The following is a 15770-nucleotide window of genomic DNA, read 5'->3' on the forward strand; positions in this document are numbered from 1 at the left end:
AGTGATTCGATGAGAAAAGTTTTGGTAGCTAACAGAGGAGAAATTGCTGTACGGGTATTTCGTGCGTGTACAGAATTAGGGATCCAAACTGTAGGTGTCTATGCAGAAGAAGATGAATATTCCGTGCATCGCTTTAAAGCGGATGAGGCATATCTGGTTGGTAAAGGAAAAAGACCGATAGATGCGTATCTTGATATTGAAGGGATTCTTGAGATTGCTAAGGCTAGTGGAGCAGACGCGATCCATCCCGGCTACGGATTATTATCTGAGAACTTACACTTTGCTACACGTTGTAAAGAAGAAGGCATCACTTTTGTTGGGCCAGAACTACATCATCTTGATATTTTTGGTGACAAGATCAAAGCGAAAACAGCAGCAATCGAAGCTGGTATCGCATCGATCCCTGGGACAGATGGACCAGTAGAGTCAATTGAAGAAGTTTTATCATTTGCTGAACGTCATGGCTATCCAGTAATGATCAAAGCAGCACTAGGCGGTGGCGGTCGTGGGATGCGTGTAGCATATGACGAAAAAGGCGCTCGTGAAGGATATGAGCGTGCAAAAAGCGAAGCGAAAGCCGCATTTGGTAGTGATGAAGTCTATGTTGAAAAGTATATCGCTGATCCAAAACACATCGAGGTCCAGATCTTAGGGGATACCCATGGGAACATCATCCATCTATTTGAACGTGATTGTTCGGTCCAGCGGCGTCATCAAAAAGTCGTAGAAGTCGCTCCTTGCGTTTCTATGAATGAGCAGCAACGTCAACGTATATGTGATGCCGCTGTCCAATTGATGAAGCATGTGGGATATGTCAATGCAGGAACAGTCGAATTTTTAGTGGAGAATGACGAATTTTATTTTATTGAAGTCAACCCACGTGTTCAAGTGGAACATACGATCACTGAGATGATCACGGATGTCGATATCGTGACGACTCAATTATTGATTGCACAAGGGAAAGATCTGCATAAAGAAATCGGATTGCCACAGCAAAGCGAAATAAAAATCAAAGGTTCAGCCATCCAATGTCGGATCACAACGGAAGACCCATTGAGTAACTTTCTACCAGATACTGGTAAGATCGATACGTATCGCTCACCAGGTGGAATGGGCGTCCGCTTAGATGTAGGGAATGCCTATGCAGGCTACATCGTTACCCCATATTTTGATTCACTTTTAGTAAAAGTTTGTACACATGCGGCTGACTTTGCAACAGCGATCCAAAAAATGGAACGTTGTTTGAGAGAATTCCGTATCCGTGGAGTGAAAACAAATATTCCATTTATGTTGAATGTCATCTTGCATCCAGAATTTCAATCAGGACAAGCCAAAACGACGTTTATCGATAGTACCAATGAATTATTTGATTTCCCACGCTTACGTGACCGTGGAAATAAAACAATGAAATATATCGGAGAAATCACGGTAAATGGTTTTCCTGGTATCGAACGTGGTGAAAAACCATATTACGATGCACCACGTATGCCCAAAGAGCTGATCACTCGCCCAGATTATATCACAGCTAAAAATGTCTTAGACAAAGACGGTGCTTCCGCGTTAGTCGATTGGGTCAAACAACAAGAAAACGTGTTATTGACAGATACCACGTTTAGAGATGCCCATCAAAGCTTATTGGCAACTCGTGTGCGTACAAAAGATTTTAAAGAAATCGCACGTTTGACTGGTGAAGGACTTCCAGAGCTGTTTTCAAGTGAAATGTGGGGTGGCGCGACGTTTGACGTCGCCTATCGTTTCTTGAATGAGGACCCATGGAAACGCCTGAGAAAGATTCGCTCATTGATGCCGAATACTTTATTGCAAATGCTCTTTAGAGGATCGAATGCTGTCGGTTACTCCAACTACCCAGACAATGTGATCGCTGAATTTATCAAAGAAGCAGCGACACAAGGGATCGATGTCTTCCGGATCTTTGACAGTCTGAACTGGGTACCGCAAATGGAAAAGAGTATCCAAGCCGTTCGTGATACAGGGAAAATTGCAGAAGCGACGATTTGCTACACAGGTGATATCAATGATCCAAGTCGTGCGAAATACAATGTGCAATATTACAAGGACATGGCAAAAGAGCTGGAACAGTTAGGCGCTCATATGATCGCCATCAAAGATATGGCAGGACTGTTGAAACCGCAAGCTGCTTATCGCTTGATCAGTGAATTGAAGGCGACAACGGATCTACCAATCCATTTACACACACATGATACGAGTGGCAATGGCATCATCACTTACTCAGCAGCAACCAAAGCGGGTGTCGATATTGTCGATGTAGCGATGAGTGCGATGAGCGGAAATACTAGCCAACCAAGTATGAGCAGTTTGTATTACGCTTTGGTCAATGGGCCACGTGTACCAGAAATCAATATTGAAAATGCGCAACAGTTGAATCACTACTGGGAAGATGTTCGCATGTATTACAAACCATTTGAGAATGGCTTGAATGCCCCTGAAACTGAAGTTTATATGCACGAGATGCCAGGTGGACAATACTCGAACTTACAACAACAAGCCAAAGCAGTTGGTTTAGGTCATCGTTGGGATGACATCAAAAAAATGTACCACACGGTGAACCTGATGTTTGGCGATATCGTCAAAGTCACGCCTTCTTCTAAAGTTGTAGGCGATATGGCTTTGTTCATGGTCCAAAATGAATTGAGCGAAGAAGACATTTATGAAAAAGGCGAGACCTTGAGTTTTCCGGAATCAGTCGTTACCTTCTTCCAAGGTGAATTAGGCCAACCAGTTGGCGGATTCCCAGAAAAACTCCAAAAGATCATTTTGAAAGGTCGTCCAGCAATCACTGAACGTCCAGGATTGTTCGCTGAAACAGTGGACTTCGAAAAAGTCAAAGCAGAATTAGCTAAAAAGATCGGATATGAACCAAAACAAGAAGAAGTCTTGAGTTACTTGATGTATCCACAAGTCTTCTTGGATTATCAAACCGCTTATAATCAATTTGGCGATGTCACATTACTGGATACACCGACTTTCTTCCAAGGGATTCGTTTAGGGGAAACGGTCAACGTTCAAATCGAAAAAGGCAAGATCCTGATCATTCGCTTAGACGAAATCGGTGAACCTGATATTGAAGGGAATCGTGTGTTATTCTTTAATTTGAACGGTCAACGAAGAGAAATCACCGTCAAAGATACGTCGATCGTCAGTGCGGTAAAAACTAGACGAAAAGCAGAACCAACAAATCGCGAACAAATCGGTGCGACGATGTCCGGTTCAGTTTTAGACGTCTTGGTGAAAAAAGGCGATACAGTCAAAAGAGGCGATACATTGATGGTCACTGAAGCAATGAAGATGGAAACAGCCATTGAAGCACCATTCGATGGAGAAATAGCACATCTCTATGTTGTTGCTGGCGAACCCATTTCCTCAGGAGATCTATTAATCGAAGTTACAGAAAAATAAGAAAGGAGAGGGAACATTTGAAACGACTAGGTCTATTTATAGCAACACTACTATTCGTCACGTCGGCTTTATATTTGGAGCCAGTAGTGTTCCCTCCCAAACTTGAAACATCCACGCAAGACCAACAACTGATAGGAAATCAAAATCAGGTAACGTCTTGGAAATACCAGGAGCTAAATGCGACTGGCTTTTCTACATATATTGGTCGATCAGTCACCGAATTAGAAGCAGAGATTGGTTCACCTAAAGATCGTTTGACGAGCGGATTCGGCTTTGAGATTAGATATTATCAAGATCCAATTCAACAAATCGTACTTGAAGCAAATATACAAAATGACCGAGTGGAGGCTATCAAAGTTTTAAATGCGAACGCAACTAGTTTGACCCCATTTGCCGTTGGCATGACTATGCAGGATCTGACAGAGATTACAACGATTTTTCCGAACTTCACATTCGAGTATGAAGAGACAGAAGTCGGAATCGAGTTAACTGAAGAAGACATGAATTATCGTCCCTTGATTGCTTTTGACAACGGTACATTTGCGATGCTTTTCTTTGATCAAGACACAGGTGGATTATTTTCAACAGTTTATTTAAACAAGAAAAGCTTATTGAAATTAATGCCTTATCAGGTCTTTGGAGAAGGATTGCCCCACTACGAAATGGAGAGTTCAGCAGACTGGGAAAGTATCAATCAGTCAAGAGAGCGTGTCATCACTCGAGTATTGACGAGATTACGCCAAGAAGCTGAACTGCCTGATTATCATTACTCTCCAGATTTTATGATCCAAACGAATGTACTGTTAACAGACTTTATCGACCAGCCAGAAGAATGGTTGGCAGAAAATCGTTTGGCAGAGTGGCAGATGGCAACACAGACTTCCCAAACGACAGTTAAATTTACGTTGTCAAATGATGAAATCAATCGCTTAGTGGAAAAACGACAATTAGATCAAACAACTGGAATTTTCATGCATCCAATCATTGATCCGACTTTTTCAGTTTTATTGTTATATACTGATCCTTATTATCATGATCGATTCTTGGAAAAAGAACCAACACAGTTAGGCGTTGCGTTTTCGAAAGAAAACATGTTAGTCTTAATGAAGGAAAAAGAGGAGACTAGTGAAAGCAGTGATAATCAATGAGGAGTTGTTTGAACTGGAGGACCAGTGTCATCAGCTTGTTCAAACGATTGTAACAAGTGAAATGATGGAACAATATCTCAAAACTAAAAAAGAGATGGAAACTTCTATCAACGTCAACCAGTTAAAAAATGATTTTATTGTAAGCAGACAAGCATTTGAAGAAATTTCACCTTATGGAAAGTACGTTCCAGAGTTTCGTGAAAAACAACGAACTGTACGACAAGCCAAAAGGCAGTTGGATCTAAATGAAGAAGTAGCTGCTTTTCGAATAAGTGAAACAGAATTACAAAAGATACTAGATTCCATTGGAAAACAACTTGCACATACGATTTCGACGGAGATCAAAATCAGTGCAGGTAGTCCATTTTTTGAAAAAAGTGAAGGGTGCGGAGGAAACTGCCATGGACATAGAAAATAAAGAATTTGAACAAACACATCGGCGAGGGTTAGTCGTGTGGGTATATAGTTTAAAACAATTGAAAAATCTTCGCAAATTTGGTTTAGTGCATTATGTCTCTCGTAAAATGAAGTATGTGATCATGTATTTAAATGAAGACAACTATGAACAAACGGAAGAAAGGATCAAGAAATTACATTTCGTACGAAATGTCGAACGTTCTTATCGACCAGATATCGAAATGAATTTTGCTGAAAAAATCGGTAAAAAGGCGGACACAAAAGAAGAAGGCTTCGAGATCGAAGAATTAAACACAAAGATCCGCTTAGCTGAACACGTTTTCTAGTAAAGAGAGTCTAGCGTTATAGTTAATAAAATCGACGAAAATGAAGAAAATGTGATAAAAAGATTTTGAATAGTTATAAAAAGTTAAATTAAGAAAAAATAGACTTGAGAATTGACGATTTTAGTCGGAATCAAGTCTATTTTTTTGGTATACTAATAACAGTATGTTTCAAGGAGTGAGTAGATGCGAGTAATTTCAGGAGATTACGGCGGTCGCCGTTTAAAAAGTTTAGCAGGGCCAAATACTCGACCGACGTCTGATAAAGTCAAAGAGTCGATATTCAACATGATCGGTCCTTATTTTAATAGAGAGGTCGTTTTGGATCTTTACTCAGGAAGCGGGGGTCTAGCGATCGAAGCTGTTTCCAGAGGCTGTAGCTACGCAATCTGCGTGGAGAAAAACTATCAAGCACTAAAAATAATCAAAGAAAATATTGAAATCACAAAAGAACCGAACAAATTCAATACAATGAAATTAGATGCTGATAAAGCGATTGAGTCACTGGCGAAAGAGGATCAAAAGATTGATATTCTATTTTTAGATCCACCTTATGCCAAACAAAAAATCGTCGATCAAATTGAACGTATGGAAGAATTGGCTCTTTTTCAGGACGCTGCCTTGATCGTATGCGAAACAGATAAGTCAGTGGAGCTTCCTGAGACAATAGGAAATTTTCAACAAATCAAACAGCAGACCTATGGCATCTCTGCGGTGACCATTTATAGAAAAGAGGAAATATAAATGAGAAGAGCGTTATTTCCAGGGAGTTTCGACCCATTGACTATGGGTCATTTAGACACGATCGAACGAGCTGCGAAGTTGTTTGATGAAGTGATCATCGGTATCTTTATCAATACATCAAAAAAAACATTGTTCACGGCTGAGGAACGCTTGGAATTGATCACACAAGCAGTCGCACACTTAGAAAATGTCCGAGTGATCCACCAAGAGACACAGTTGACAGTGACGACGGCAAAAGAACTAGGTGTTCAAGCGTTGGTTCGAGGTGTTCGTAGCTTCAAAGATTTTGAATATGAACGTGACATTGCGCAAATGAATCATCATTTGAGTCATGAATTGGAGACGGTGCTTTTTATGGCAAAACCAGAGTATAGCCATATCAGCTCAAGTATGCTTAAAGAGGTTCTTTATTTTGGTGGGGACGTGAGCACCTATTTACCTACTGTGATCAACGAAGCATTAGCTAGAAAGCGTGAAAGTGATGCAGAATAAGAAATGGTGGAAAACGTTATCCGTGATCCTTTTAGGCACATTATTAGCAGGCTTTGTCATTGTGCCTTTACCCTATTACGTGGAAGCTCCAGGTGCCACGATCGATCTTAAAGATATGATCACAGTCAATGATCAAGAAGATAAAGAATCAGGCTCTTTCTCTCTCACTTCTGTAGGAATCAGAAGAGCAACAGGATTTGGTGTCGTCTCCGCACTAATGTCAGATTTCAAAGATGTTATCAGTGAAGAAGAGTTGACTGGTGGAGCGACAAATGAAGAATATAATCAGATGCAAAAATATTATATGGAATCCTCACAAAATGCCGCCATTGAGCAAGCCTTGAAACTAGCGAATATTCCTTATACGATGGAATTTAAAGGTGTCTATGTCATGGGCGTCGAAAAAAATTCGAGCTTTTACAAAAAATTATCTGTTGGTGATACAGTCACAAAAGTAGATGGGATGAGTTTCAAGAGTGCGGAAGAATTTATGGAGTACGTGAAAGGACAAGAAGTAGGACAGGTTGTCACAATCACCTTCATCCACGATGGCAAAGAAGAAGAAGCTTCAGGTAAACTGATCGAGTTATCGACAGATAAAAAACCAGGAATCGGGATCACTTTGACTGATCATACAGAAATCGCCACAGACACAGAAGTGGCAATCAATTCTGGTTCAATCGGTGGCCCTTCAGCAGGCTTGATGTTTACTTTGGAGATCTATGAACAGTTGACCCATCAAAACATCCGTAAAGGGAAAAAAATAGCCGGTACAGGTACGATCAATAGTGCAGGTGAAGTGGGACGGATCGGTGGAATCGATAAAAAAGTGGCAAGTGCAGACGAAGCAGGAATGAATATCTTTTTTGCGCCAGATGATACGATTTCTGATGAAGTGAAAAAAGAAAATCCTGATATCAAAACGAATTATGAAGAAGCCAAAGCTGCGGCTAAAAAACTCAATACATCGATGAAGATCGTTCCGGTCAAAACAGTGCAAGATGCCTTAGAGTATCTTGAGAACATGAAATAAACGGTTTCGACTTGAACGTTTTGTACTCATATTTTAAAGCGAGGACAAGACATGTTTAGCCTCAAGAAATAATGCGCCATCCACGAAAATTGTTTTTCAAATTTTTGTGGGTGGTGTATTATTTTTCGAAGAGGTTCCATCTGTTCCGGCCGTTTATTCGGTTTAGGTGGTGCGAAAGGGCTAATGTCTCCCTCTTTTTCTTTTTTTTCAATAATTACAAAAAAACGTTTTGTTATTTTGTAGGTAATTTTAAGTAAGTTTGCTACCATATTAAAAAAAGAGTTAGAAAGGGGCAAGAAAAACATGGAACAATCAAGCAATCGCCAATCATCATTCGATATCGGAGAATATTACTCCGAAAAAAAGTATAAAAAAAATTTTGGGCACTTGCGGAAAACAGCAGACTTTAAACGTGTATTAACTGATTTTGACAAACAATTGGAAGAAACGAAAGATCAACTGTCAAAACATCGAAACGGTGTGTTGTGGACCAGGCGCTTACTTGCAGATTTTCGACAGAAAAAGTTGAGTAAAACGGATAGAGTTTTCAATTTTATCCTTAGGCGTAAGAATAAAGAGCCTGAAAAATATGAGAATACACTAAAGGATTTGAACAGTAAATATTTTAAATCAGAATATATTCAATCGATTGTTGATAAAGATGTATGGATTGATCCAAAAGAAATCGTTGATGAAATCAAGCACTTAGCTTCAAGAGCGAAATCTATCCCTACGGCTCGCGGATTGGAACTAAGGGAGCAGCTTCGTGCACAACCTTTAGAGCAAAAAAAATGGCGTCAACCTGAAACAGAAGATGAATTACATTACAGTACCCTATCTTTCCTAGAGGAAGGTAGAGAAAGCGAGAAGTCTCGCAAGGTAATTATCAATAGAAAAGATGACCCTGTCATTTACGCAGTGATCCGACGAGCGAACAATGGGGAGAAAATTTCATTAAATATAGAGGTGTCCCATAATAAAGAGAAACTTATCGAAAAACCTATAGTGGGACACCACAGAAATCCTTCCGTTCATGGCGAGGTAGCATTTACTGGTCATCATGAGCAACAAATCAAACAACCAAGACGGTTATCACCAATTTCAGAGTTGCAAGAAAATAATGGGAGAAAAAATTCATTGAAAGATGAGTTTGAACGACGTGATTCGAAACTTCGAGAAGTAAAATCTGCGATCAATCAAGGCCTTATTTCGTCAAAAGCAATATCTGGAGAGAGCCCTGTGCAATCGGTGAAACAACGAATCTGGGAAATAGAGAACGGATCTGGGAAGTCCGACCGTATGGTTTTTAACAGCCATAATGCCTCTGACAAACGTTCATTTGGCATGACCAAACAAGCAGCAATGAGTAAGTCTGGGGGAAATCGACCACCAGCTCCGCCTTCTCCAAGTTTGAAGCCGAAACCAAGGATAGAACCAACTAGGTAAATCGTGAATATAAAAATAAAAGAAATAATCATTTGAGGCGTATCTAATAGTGAAGGAACATCGCAGTGTAGATGTTTTTTCACTATTTTTTAGAAAGGAAAATGAAATAGAAAGAATACCAATGAAGAAAATAGTTCAAGAAATCTTTGATTCGCCAAAACGCCTCCTTCTATTTTTTATATGCAGTGTATCAGTTAGTATGCTAATAGGAGTGGTCATATACCGTCAGATCGGTCCAACTAAGATCAATGAATCTAGTAACATATCGTTGATAACCGCTACAAGCTCGGATAGTTACCAAAAGACTGCGACAACCGAAACGACGACAAAAGACCCTATCATGTATGTAGACGTGAAAGGCAATGTCAATCGACCTGGAATATACGCCTTTACAGACGAGGAACGTGTCTTTGATATCATTGAAAAAGCAGGAGGACTGACTGCACAAGCTGATGAAAAACAGATCAATTTTGCTGCAAAAGTTTCGGACCAACAAGTGCTTTATATTCCCCAAGTTGGCGAAGAGATGCCTCAGTTCGTAGAGGAAGTAAAGGAAAAAGAGCAGACAGAGGAAAAGAAAGTCAATCTTAATACTGCCAGCCTTGCTGAATTACAGGAGCTTCCGGGAATCGGGGCAATGAAAGCACAAGAGATCATCAACTATCGCGAAGCCAACGGTTCCTTCCAAACAATTGAAAGTTTGAAAGAAATATCGGGATTTGGCGAAAAGACAGTTGAAAAACTGAAAAACTTCGTTACAATTACAATAGAATAAACCAATGAGGTGACAAATTATGAGCAATGAACGAATTCCTTGGGATCAGTATTTTATGGCACAAGCCGTATTATTATCATTAAGAAGTACATGTACACGATTAGAAGTAGGTGCCACATTAGTTAGAGAGAAACGAATCATTGCGGGTGGTTATAACGGCGCAGTGAGTGGGGATGTTCATTGTATCGACGAAGGTTGCTATGTCGTGAATGGTCACTGTTTACGAACGATCCATGCAGAAATGAATGCGTTACTCCAATGTGCAAAACTCGGAGTCCCTACAGAAGGGGCAGAGATCTATGTCACCCATTTTCCATGTTTGGCCTGTACAAAAGCATTGCTTCAAGCTGGAATCAGGAAAATCCATTACTTGCATGATTATCGCAATGACCCTTATGCACAGTCATTGATTACCCAATTAGGTGCATCCGTCCATCAAGTCAATTTAGATATGAAATATTTTGCTAAACTTCAACAAGAATCAACAGGAGAACTTGATTAAACAATTTGGCGAACAAGTTCGTAATTACTTGATTTTACCAGCAATGTCTTCGGTCATTTTATGTTTCGTTTACTATAAGGAGCATGATCTGTCTCGCTTGATCGTTGCTGGTCTTTTTCTTCTGGTTCTATTCAAACACAAGCAAGCGGTGATCTATCTTTGTTGTTTTTGCAGTCTGGCAGTTTGGTTTGCTTGTCTTCGTTCAGAGCTTCCCTCGATTGATCACACAAGAACCACTGAAGAGTTTCTATTGATGACCGATACGATTCAACGGAATGGCGACTGGTTGACTGTAGAAGCACGCAGAATCTCAACGAAACAAAAAGTCCAGCTAAGTTATCAAGCCAAAACAAAAGCAGAAGCACAACAATGGGAGGACTTTCGAGGGTATCCGATCGAACTTCGAGTAACTGGCAGTTATCAGACACCCGGATCGTTGCGCAATCGTTATGCATTTGATACGGCTAATTATCTGAAGGGATCACGAATCAGTGGTCAGTTCCATGGAAAGGATTTTCAAGTCCTGCCTTCTACAAGGGGAGGGGTGACTCGATTTCGTGACCTCCGTGGAAAAGCAATCAATTATGTAAAAAAACGATATCCTAAAAAAATAGGGATGTATATGAACGCGTTGCTTTTCGGTTATCGTGATGCTTCTTTTCGCGAAGCCGAAACAATTTTTAAAGCAACTGGATTACTGCATCTATTCGCAGTTTCTGGGATGCATGTCCATTTTTATTTAGGTTTTTTATATTATGTTTTTCGACGAAGTGGCTGTCCTTTGTCTGTTACGATTCTTCCGCTGACATTGCTTACAGGGATTTATATCCTATTAGCTGGCGGCTCATTTTCAGTGGTTAGAGCAGGCAGTTTCTTTATTTTGAAGCTTGTACTCAAATTGACATCAATCAAACTATCTACGCTGGATTGTTTTTCTTTGAATCTATGGTTGCTTTTATTGTTCGATCCGTTGATCCTGCTTCAAATGGGTGCGCAATTAAGTATATGGATGAGTTTATTATTTATGACATTTTCTCACGCATCAAAAGGTTGGAGCAATCGTTTATTCTACCTATTCCAAACAAGTGCAATCCAATTACCTTTAAGTGCTTGGTATTTCTATGAATGGTCGTTTTTAGGTGGCTTATTCACAACACTAGGCATTCCATTATTCCAATACGTCCTTCTTCCAGGGGTGATCATTCTCTTTTTAGCAGGCAGCATCCTTCCACAGGCCTTATTTGAAATCCTCGAATCTTGTTTGGTTCACTTTGAAGACTTCCTCTCTTATTTTGATTTCTCCACACTGACCATCGGGCAACCCGCTTTTTATTTTGTTATATTGAGTATCATCGTCTTCTTACTCTTGTTTGAGAGCAAAACGATTCTGCCATGGAAAAAAATCATTTATTCATCACTAATCCTCATCAGTTATTTCTTGATACCATTACTTGATGCTTCGACTACGATCACCTTTATCGATGTCGGACAAGGCGATAGTATCCTACTAAAAAGTCCGATGAAACAAGATGTGATTTTAATCGATACTGGGGGCAGATTAAATGTTGAAACAGAAGCGTGGCAGCAACGTATTACTCGTCCTTATGCAGAAAATAATATCGTTCCATATTTAAAAGGACAAGGGATCACCACGATCACAAAACTATTTCTCACACATAACGACACTGATCATATCGGGGAATTGGAAACACTCTCGTCACATTTTACCATCGAAGAAATATACATTGGTTGGGGAGCTGCCACAGAGCCAAAGTTTCGTGAACGATTGATAAAAATTAGTCAGTTAGGAACCAAGATCATAGAAGTCAGGCAAGGGGATCGAATATCTGCCTACTTTGACTTGTACGTCTTGATGCCAAGTAAAAAAGGGCAAGGGAAAAATGAAGATTCAGTGGTTCTTTGGTTCACCTATAAGAAGCAGCGCTTTTTGTTACTGGGTGATTTGGATCAAGAAGGGGAAATCGAGATGTTGAATGCTTACCCAAGGCTAAGGGCGGAGGTCGTGAAACTAGGACATCATGGGAGTCGTAGTTCGAGTCATCCAATGTTCTTGGCTGCTTTACAACCGAAGATGGGAATATTATCTAACGGGCTGGACAATCGCTATGGACATCCACATCCTGAAGTCCTCAACACGTTGGAAAATTTAGAGAGTACTATTTATCGGACAGATAAAAATGGAGCGATCACTTTTTATTGGCATCCTGTTTGGACAAAAAATGGCCGACTTCAGAAAATGATAGACTAGTAATTTTTGTTTTCTCGTGATAGGATAAATTGGAAAGTGGTGAGAGATGTGAGTATCCAAGTTGAACTACAAAAAATTCGTAAAGAAAAGCTCGCACCTTGTTATCTCGTTTTAGGAACGGAGAAGTTTTTACAAGACCAAGTGCGTACAGAAATCCTTAAGAAAATACAAATATCAGGAGAAGATGATCTCAATTTTCTGAAATTTGATATGACCCAAGCAACGATCGATGACGTAATCGCTGAAGCAGAAACCTTACCGTTTTTCGGTGATCAACGAGTAGTGTTTGTCGAAAACCCTTATTTTTTGACGGGTGAAAAAAACAACAACAGTCTCGAACAAAACACAGATCTTTTAGTAGACTATTTAAAAGAACCACTCGAATCAACCGTTCTCGTCTTCTTTGCGCCTTATGAAAAACTAGATGAACGAAAAAAAGTCACGAAACAATTGAAGAAAACAGCGATATCGATCAATGTTCAGCAATTGAATGAAAAAGAAGTGCGACAGTATTTATTGAATACATTAGAAAATACACCGCTTACTCTAGATCGTAAAGCAATCGATCTTTTTTTACGATTGACTGATTTAGACTTATCAAAAATGATGGCAGAATTAGATAAATTGATGTTATATGGGCAGAATCAATCAGCCATCTCTGCGAAAGAAATCGAACAATTAGTGCCTAAGACGTTGGAACATAATATCTTTGACATGACACAATATATGCTTTCTGGAGATACGGAACATACCCTGCGATTATTTGAAGATTTAGTCACACAAGGGGAAGAGATCATCAAGATCAATGCGATTTTACTCTCCCAACTACGATTGTATCTCCAAACGAAATTTTTAGTCAAAATCGGGTATCAACAAGCAAATATTGCGGAAACTTTGAAAATCCATCCTTATCGGGTAAAATTGGCGATGCAAGAAGTCAGAAAGTTCGATGAACAAATATTAGTCCAATTGTTCGACCAATTAGTCGAGATGGACTATCAAGTAAAAAGTGGGCAGATCGAAAAGAAATTGAGTTTTCAATTATTTGTGTTTCAGGCAGCTGAAAGATTAAAAAATAAGTAAAAACAGTAGCAACACAAATACACACAGTTTGGTTGGTCATCAGAAGGATCAGCCAAACTGTGTGTATTTGTGTATAGAAAAAGCAAATAAAAAAACCGGCCGTAGCCGATTTCCTTATTTAGCGATTTTTTTGCTTAAACGAGATTTGTCGCGGTTTGCTTTGTTTTTGTGGATAAGACCTTTAGTTTCAGCCATATCGATCGCTTTAACAGCGTCTTTATATAACGCATCTACGTTGTCAGCACCTGAAGCTACAGCATCCTCAAATTTTTTGATTGCAGTACGCATAGCACTAGTTTGAGATGAATTTTTTACATTCGCGTTTTCGCTTGTGCGAACACGTTTGATTGCAGATTCAATGTTTGGCATTTGTTTCACCTCCGATAAGTAAAGTTCTTACGCGTGTTACCGCATAATTCAACATTCATTATTATACCTAATGCGAGCGCGCATTGCAATATCAACATGACAAGTTTTTTTCCTTAACACGTAAGAAATATCAGAGAGAGTGGATTTATGAGAGGTAGAAGAACAAGAAAACAAAAGAAAAAGCGCTGTTGTGGGAGACAACAAGCGCTTAACCAAACGTGGTTTAATTTATCTTGGTAAATAAATAATTGAATGGGATGTTTGGTACTGAAATAGTATATAACAAAGTCAACCGTTTGCAAAGTTTTTTTTGAAAAGGGATACGATTGCTTCAAATCAACGAATCATACCGTTAACATAGATTAGTTATTTTATAACTAATTCGAATGCATGAAAATGAGCTATTCAGGTGTTCCAATGATTTTGATGTATTCGTCGATGTTTTTGATCATCATTCGTTTGATGACTAATTGATTTCGGCGATTCCATTTTCCACTAACTTCCAATACATATTTGTTTAAAGGTAAACGTAAAACATATTTTGCCAAGTAGCGATCTTTAATTAGACAATTGATTACCCGGTCTTCAAGTTGGAGATTCAAACCAGTCAACATCATTGGTTGTTCTTGTAAAACATACGTATCAATCAAAAGACCTTCAAAAGTTTCCACGAGCGTCTTCCTTTCTTCTAAATCAAACATTTCGCACTTCTTATAAAATTTCCTGCATAAAAGAGGTGCACTCACACCTAGTATAACAAAAAAGATGCACCAAGCCAAAAAAAAGCCGAAAGAACTTGAATAATCCAACGATCTGTCAAGTTTTCCGCCTTTTTTTATAAATAGTTGAAAAAATAGTTACGTATATTAAAAATTGGCATCAAAGACGTTTTGGATCAAATCAGGAAATAGTAAGTAGGTCAATCCAATAATCAATAGAACAGCCAATAAAAACCATCCAACAGTCCCAAAGAAATATTTTAGTTTTTGCATATGCGATCACCTCAAAACTAGTATACCACGAACAAAAAAATTATCCTTTTCTCAACCACTAGATGCATGATTATTTATTAAAAGAAAACAATTGGAGAATGCAATAGGCAATCCCAGAAGCAATCACAGGGCCTGCTGCGATCCCTTTTAAGAAAACAACGCCTAAGATCGTTCCAAAAACTAGAGCCACAGTGATTTGTGGATCTGTAGCAATCAAGCCAACGCCTTTAGACGATAAAACAGCAACTAAGCCACCACAGAAGATCGCTACCCAACCCATAGGTGATTTGAACGCATCAAGCAAATCTTTTAGACCAATATCACCTGTAGCAATAGGCACTAAAATCGCCGCAGTAATGATCGTCACGCCAATATTGATTCCTTTCCCTTGGAGCCATGTCAAAAAATCTTTCGATGCAGGAATAAACTTAACAAGTAAAATAAAACCAGTCGCTAACATCAGACTTTGATTTTTAGCAAGGACGGCAACCAGCATGATCAACCCAAGAAATAACCAACTTTCCATCAAAAAACCTCACTTTCTAATTATTCATCATACCATTTTTTTTATATGATGCAAAAGAGTCATTAGCAAAATGTTTGATAGAGCATAAAAGGAACAAAAGGGTGTGAAGAATTAGACGAAAAGATAAAAATGAGAAAAATAGCTACGTTGATGATGTCAAAACATGTTTTTATGAGGTGAAGAATAGAGGGTCTGATTTCTCATATATACTTG

General features: G+C 39.2%; 16 protein-coding genes. 12 read left to right on the top strand and 4 right to left on the bottom strand.

What is annotated here, in order from left to right; all coding sequences use genetic code 11:
- Nucleotides 1–9 precede the first annotated feature (9 nt).
- The 12 genes from I2F89_RS11805 to holA all read left to right on the top strand — a co-directional run bounded on the left by I2F89_RS11805 (nucleotide 10) and on the right by holA (nucleotide 13670).
- Nucleotides 10–3438 (top strand): pyruvate carboxylase, encoded by a 3429-nt coding sequence (locus I2F89_RS11805; protein WP_195514390.1) that lies wholly within the window; start codon nucleotides 10–12, stop codon nucleotides 3436–3438.
- Between the two features lie 17 nt (nucleotides 3439–3455).
- Entirely contained in the window at nucleotides 3456–4586 is a 1131-nt protein-coding gene (locus I2F89_RS11810) for a CAP-associated domain-containing protein (RefSeq protein ID WP_074799700.1), read from the top strand.
- Complete coding sequence (locus I2F89_RS11815; RefSeq protein WP_071867161.1) at nucleotides 4573–5004, top strand: YlbF family regulator; 432 nt, start codon at nucleotides 4573–4575, stop codon at nucleotides 5002–5004. The genes I2F89_RS11810 and I2F89_RS11815 overlap by 14 nt, the downstream gene beginning before the upstream one ends.
- Nucleotides 4988–5329, top strand: coding sequence for a YlbG family protein (locus I2F89_RS11820; RefSeq protein WP_074799699.1), 342 nt, complete (start codon nucleotides 4988–4990; stop codon nucleotides 5327–5329). Before I2F89_RS11815 ends, I2F89_RS11820 begins: the two co-directional genes overlap by 17 nt.
- 183 nt (nucleotides 5330–5512) lie before the next feature.
- Nucleotides 5513–6070, top strand: a complete 558-nt coding sequence (gene rsmD / locus I2F89_RS11825) for a 16S rRNA (guanine(966)-N(2))-methyltransferase RsmD (RefSeq protein ID WP_195514391.1) — start codon at nucleotides 5513–5515, stop codon at nucleotides 6068–6070.
- Nucleotides 6071–6562, top strand: a complete 492-nt coding sequence (coaD, locus tag I2F89_RS11830; protein ID WP_071867116.1) for a pantetheine-phosphate adenylyltransferase — start codon at nucleotides 6071–6073, stop codon at nucleotides 6560–6562. It begins immediately after the preceding gene.
- Entirely contained in the window at nucleotides 6552–7595 is a 1044-nt protein-coding gene (locus I2F89_RS11835; protein ID WP_195514392.1) for a SepM family pheromone-processing serine protease, read from the top strand. Before coaD ends, I2F89_RS11835 begins: the two co-directional genes overlap by 11 nt.
- Nucleotides 7596–7898: 303 nt before the next feature.
- Complete coding sequence (locus tag I2F89_RS11840; RefSeq protein ID WP_229078123.1) at nucleotides 7899–9041, top strand: hypothetical protein; 1143 nt, start codon at nucleotides 7899–7901, stop codon at nucleotides 9039–9041.
- Nucleotides 9042–9252: 211 nt separating this feature from the next.
- A complete protein-coding gene (locus I2F89_RS11845; protein WP_416379333.1) occupies nucleotides 9253–9816 on the top strand; it encodes a helix-hairpin-helix domain-containing protein in 564 nt (187 codons plus the stop codon).
- Nucleotides 9817–9835: 19 nt separating this feature from the next.
- Nucleotides 9836–10318: a ComE operon protein 2 gene (locus tag I2F89_RS11850; protein ID WP_034689319.1), complete on the top strand. Its 483-nt coding sequence runs from the start codon at nucleotides 9836–9838 to the stop codon at nucleotides 10316–10318.
- The gene (locus I2F89_RS11855) at nucleotides 10311–12587 is read left to right on the top strand and encodes a DNA internalization-related competence protein ComEC/Rec2 (protein WP_195514393.1); all 2277 of its coding nucleotides are present in this window, start codon (nucleotides 10311–10313) and stop codon (nucleotides 12585–12587) included. The genes I2F89_RS11850 and I2F89_RS11855 overlap by 8 nt, the downstream gene beginning before the upstream one ends.
- Before the next feature lie 36 nt (nucleotides 12588–12623).
- Complete coding sequence (gene holA, locus I2F89_RS11860; protein WP_074799696.1) at nucleotides 12624–13670, top strand: DNA polymerase III subunit delta; 1047 nt, start codon at nucleotides 12624–12626, stop codon at nucleotides 13668–13670.
- 114 nt (nucleotides 13671–13784) lie between these two features.
- Here the strand turns inward: holA and rpsT are convergent, their stop codons facing one another.
- The 4 genes from rpsT to I2F89_RS11875 form a co-directional block, all read right to left on the bottom strand.
- Nucleotides 13785–14039, bottom strand: coding sequence for a 30S ribosomal protein S20 (gene rpsT, locus I2F89_RS11865; protein ID WP_010735647.1), 255 nt, complete (start codon nucleotides 14037–14039; stop codon nucleotides 13785–13787).
- A 401-nt stretch (nucleotides 14040–14440) separates the two neighbouring features.
- Complete coding sequence (locus I2F89_RS11870) at nucleotides 14441–14710, bottom strand: hypothetical protein (protein WP_010735646.1); 270 nt, start codon at nucleotides 14708–14710, stop codon at nucleotides 14441–14443.
- A 195-nt stretch (nucleotides 14711–14905) separates the two neighbouring features.
- Nucleotides 14906–15031, bottom strand: coding sequence for a hypothetical protein (locus I2F89_RS15660; protein WP_010735645.1), 126 nt, complete (start codon nucleotides 15029–15031; stop codon nucleotides 14906–14908).
- A gap of 70 nt (nucleotides 15032–15101) precedes the next feature.
- On the bottom strand, nucleotides 15102–15557 hold the full coding sequence (locus tag I2F89_RS11875) for a DUF441 domain-containing protein (RefSeq protein ID WP_010735644.1): 456 nt from the start codon (nucleotides 15555–15557) through the stop codon (nucleotides 15102–15104).
- Between the last annotated feature and the right edge of the window lie 213 nt (nucleotides 15558–15770).

Source organism: Enterococcus sp. 1001283B150225_161107_E12 (assembly GCF_015556925.1).
Taxonomy (GTDB): Bacteria; Bacillota; Bacilli; order Lactobacillales; family Enterococcaceae; genus Enterococcus_B; species Enterococcus_B mundtii.

Bases quoted from the DNA above. Each gene is read 5' to 3' on its own strand.
- rsmD (WP_195514391.1), top strand. From the start codon at position 5,513: ATGCGAGTAATTTCAGGAGATTACGGCGGTCGCCGTTTAAAAAGTTTA.
- I2F89_RS11875 (WP_010735644.1), bottom strand. From the start codon at position 15,557: ATGGAAAGTTGGTTATTTCTTGGGTTGATCATGCTGGTTGCCGTCCTT.
- I2F89_RS11850 (WP_034689319.1), top strand. From the start codon at position 9,836: ATGAGCAATGAACGAATTCCTTGGGATCAGTATTTTATGGCACAAGCC.
- I2F89_RS11835 (WP_195514392.1), top strand. From the start codon at position 6,552: ATGCAGAATAAGAAATGGTGGAAAACGTTATCCGTGATCCTTTTAGGC.
- I2F89_RS11805 (WP_195514390.1), top strand. From the start codon at position 10: ATGAGAAAAGTTTTGGTAGCTAACAGAGGAGAAATTGCTGTACGGGTA.
- I2F89_RS15660 (WP_010735645.1), bottom strand. From the start codon at position 15,031: ATGCAAAAACTAAAATATTTCTTTGGGACTGTTGGATGGTTTTTATTG.
- rpsT (WP_010735647.1), bottom strand. From the start codon at position 14,039: ATGCCAAACATTGAATCTGCAATCAAACGTGTTCGCACAAGCGAAAAC.
- coaD (WP_071867116.1), top strand. From the start codon at position 6,071: ATGAGAAGAGCGTTATTTCCAGGGAGTTTCGACCCATTGACTATGGGT.
- I2F89_RS11820 (WP_074799699.1), top strand. From the start codon at position 4,988: ATGGACATAGAAAATAAAGAATTTGAACAAACACATCGGCGAGGGTTA.
- I2F89_RS11840 (WP_229078123.1), top strand. From the start codon at position 7,899: ATGGAACAATCAAGCAATCGCCAATCATCATTCGATATCGGAGAATAT.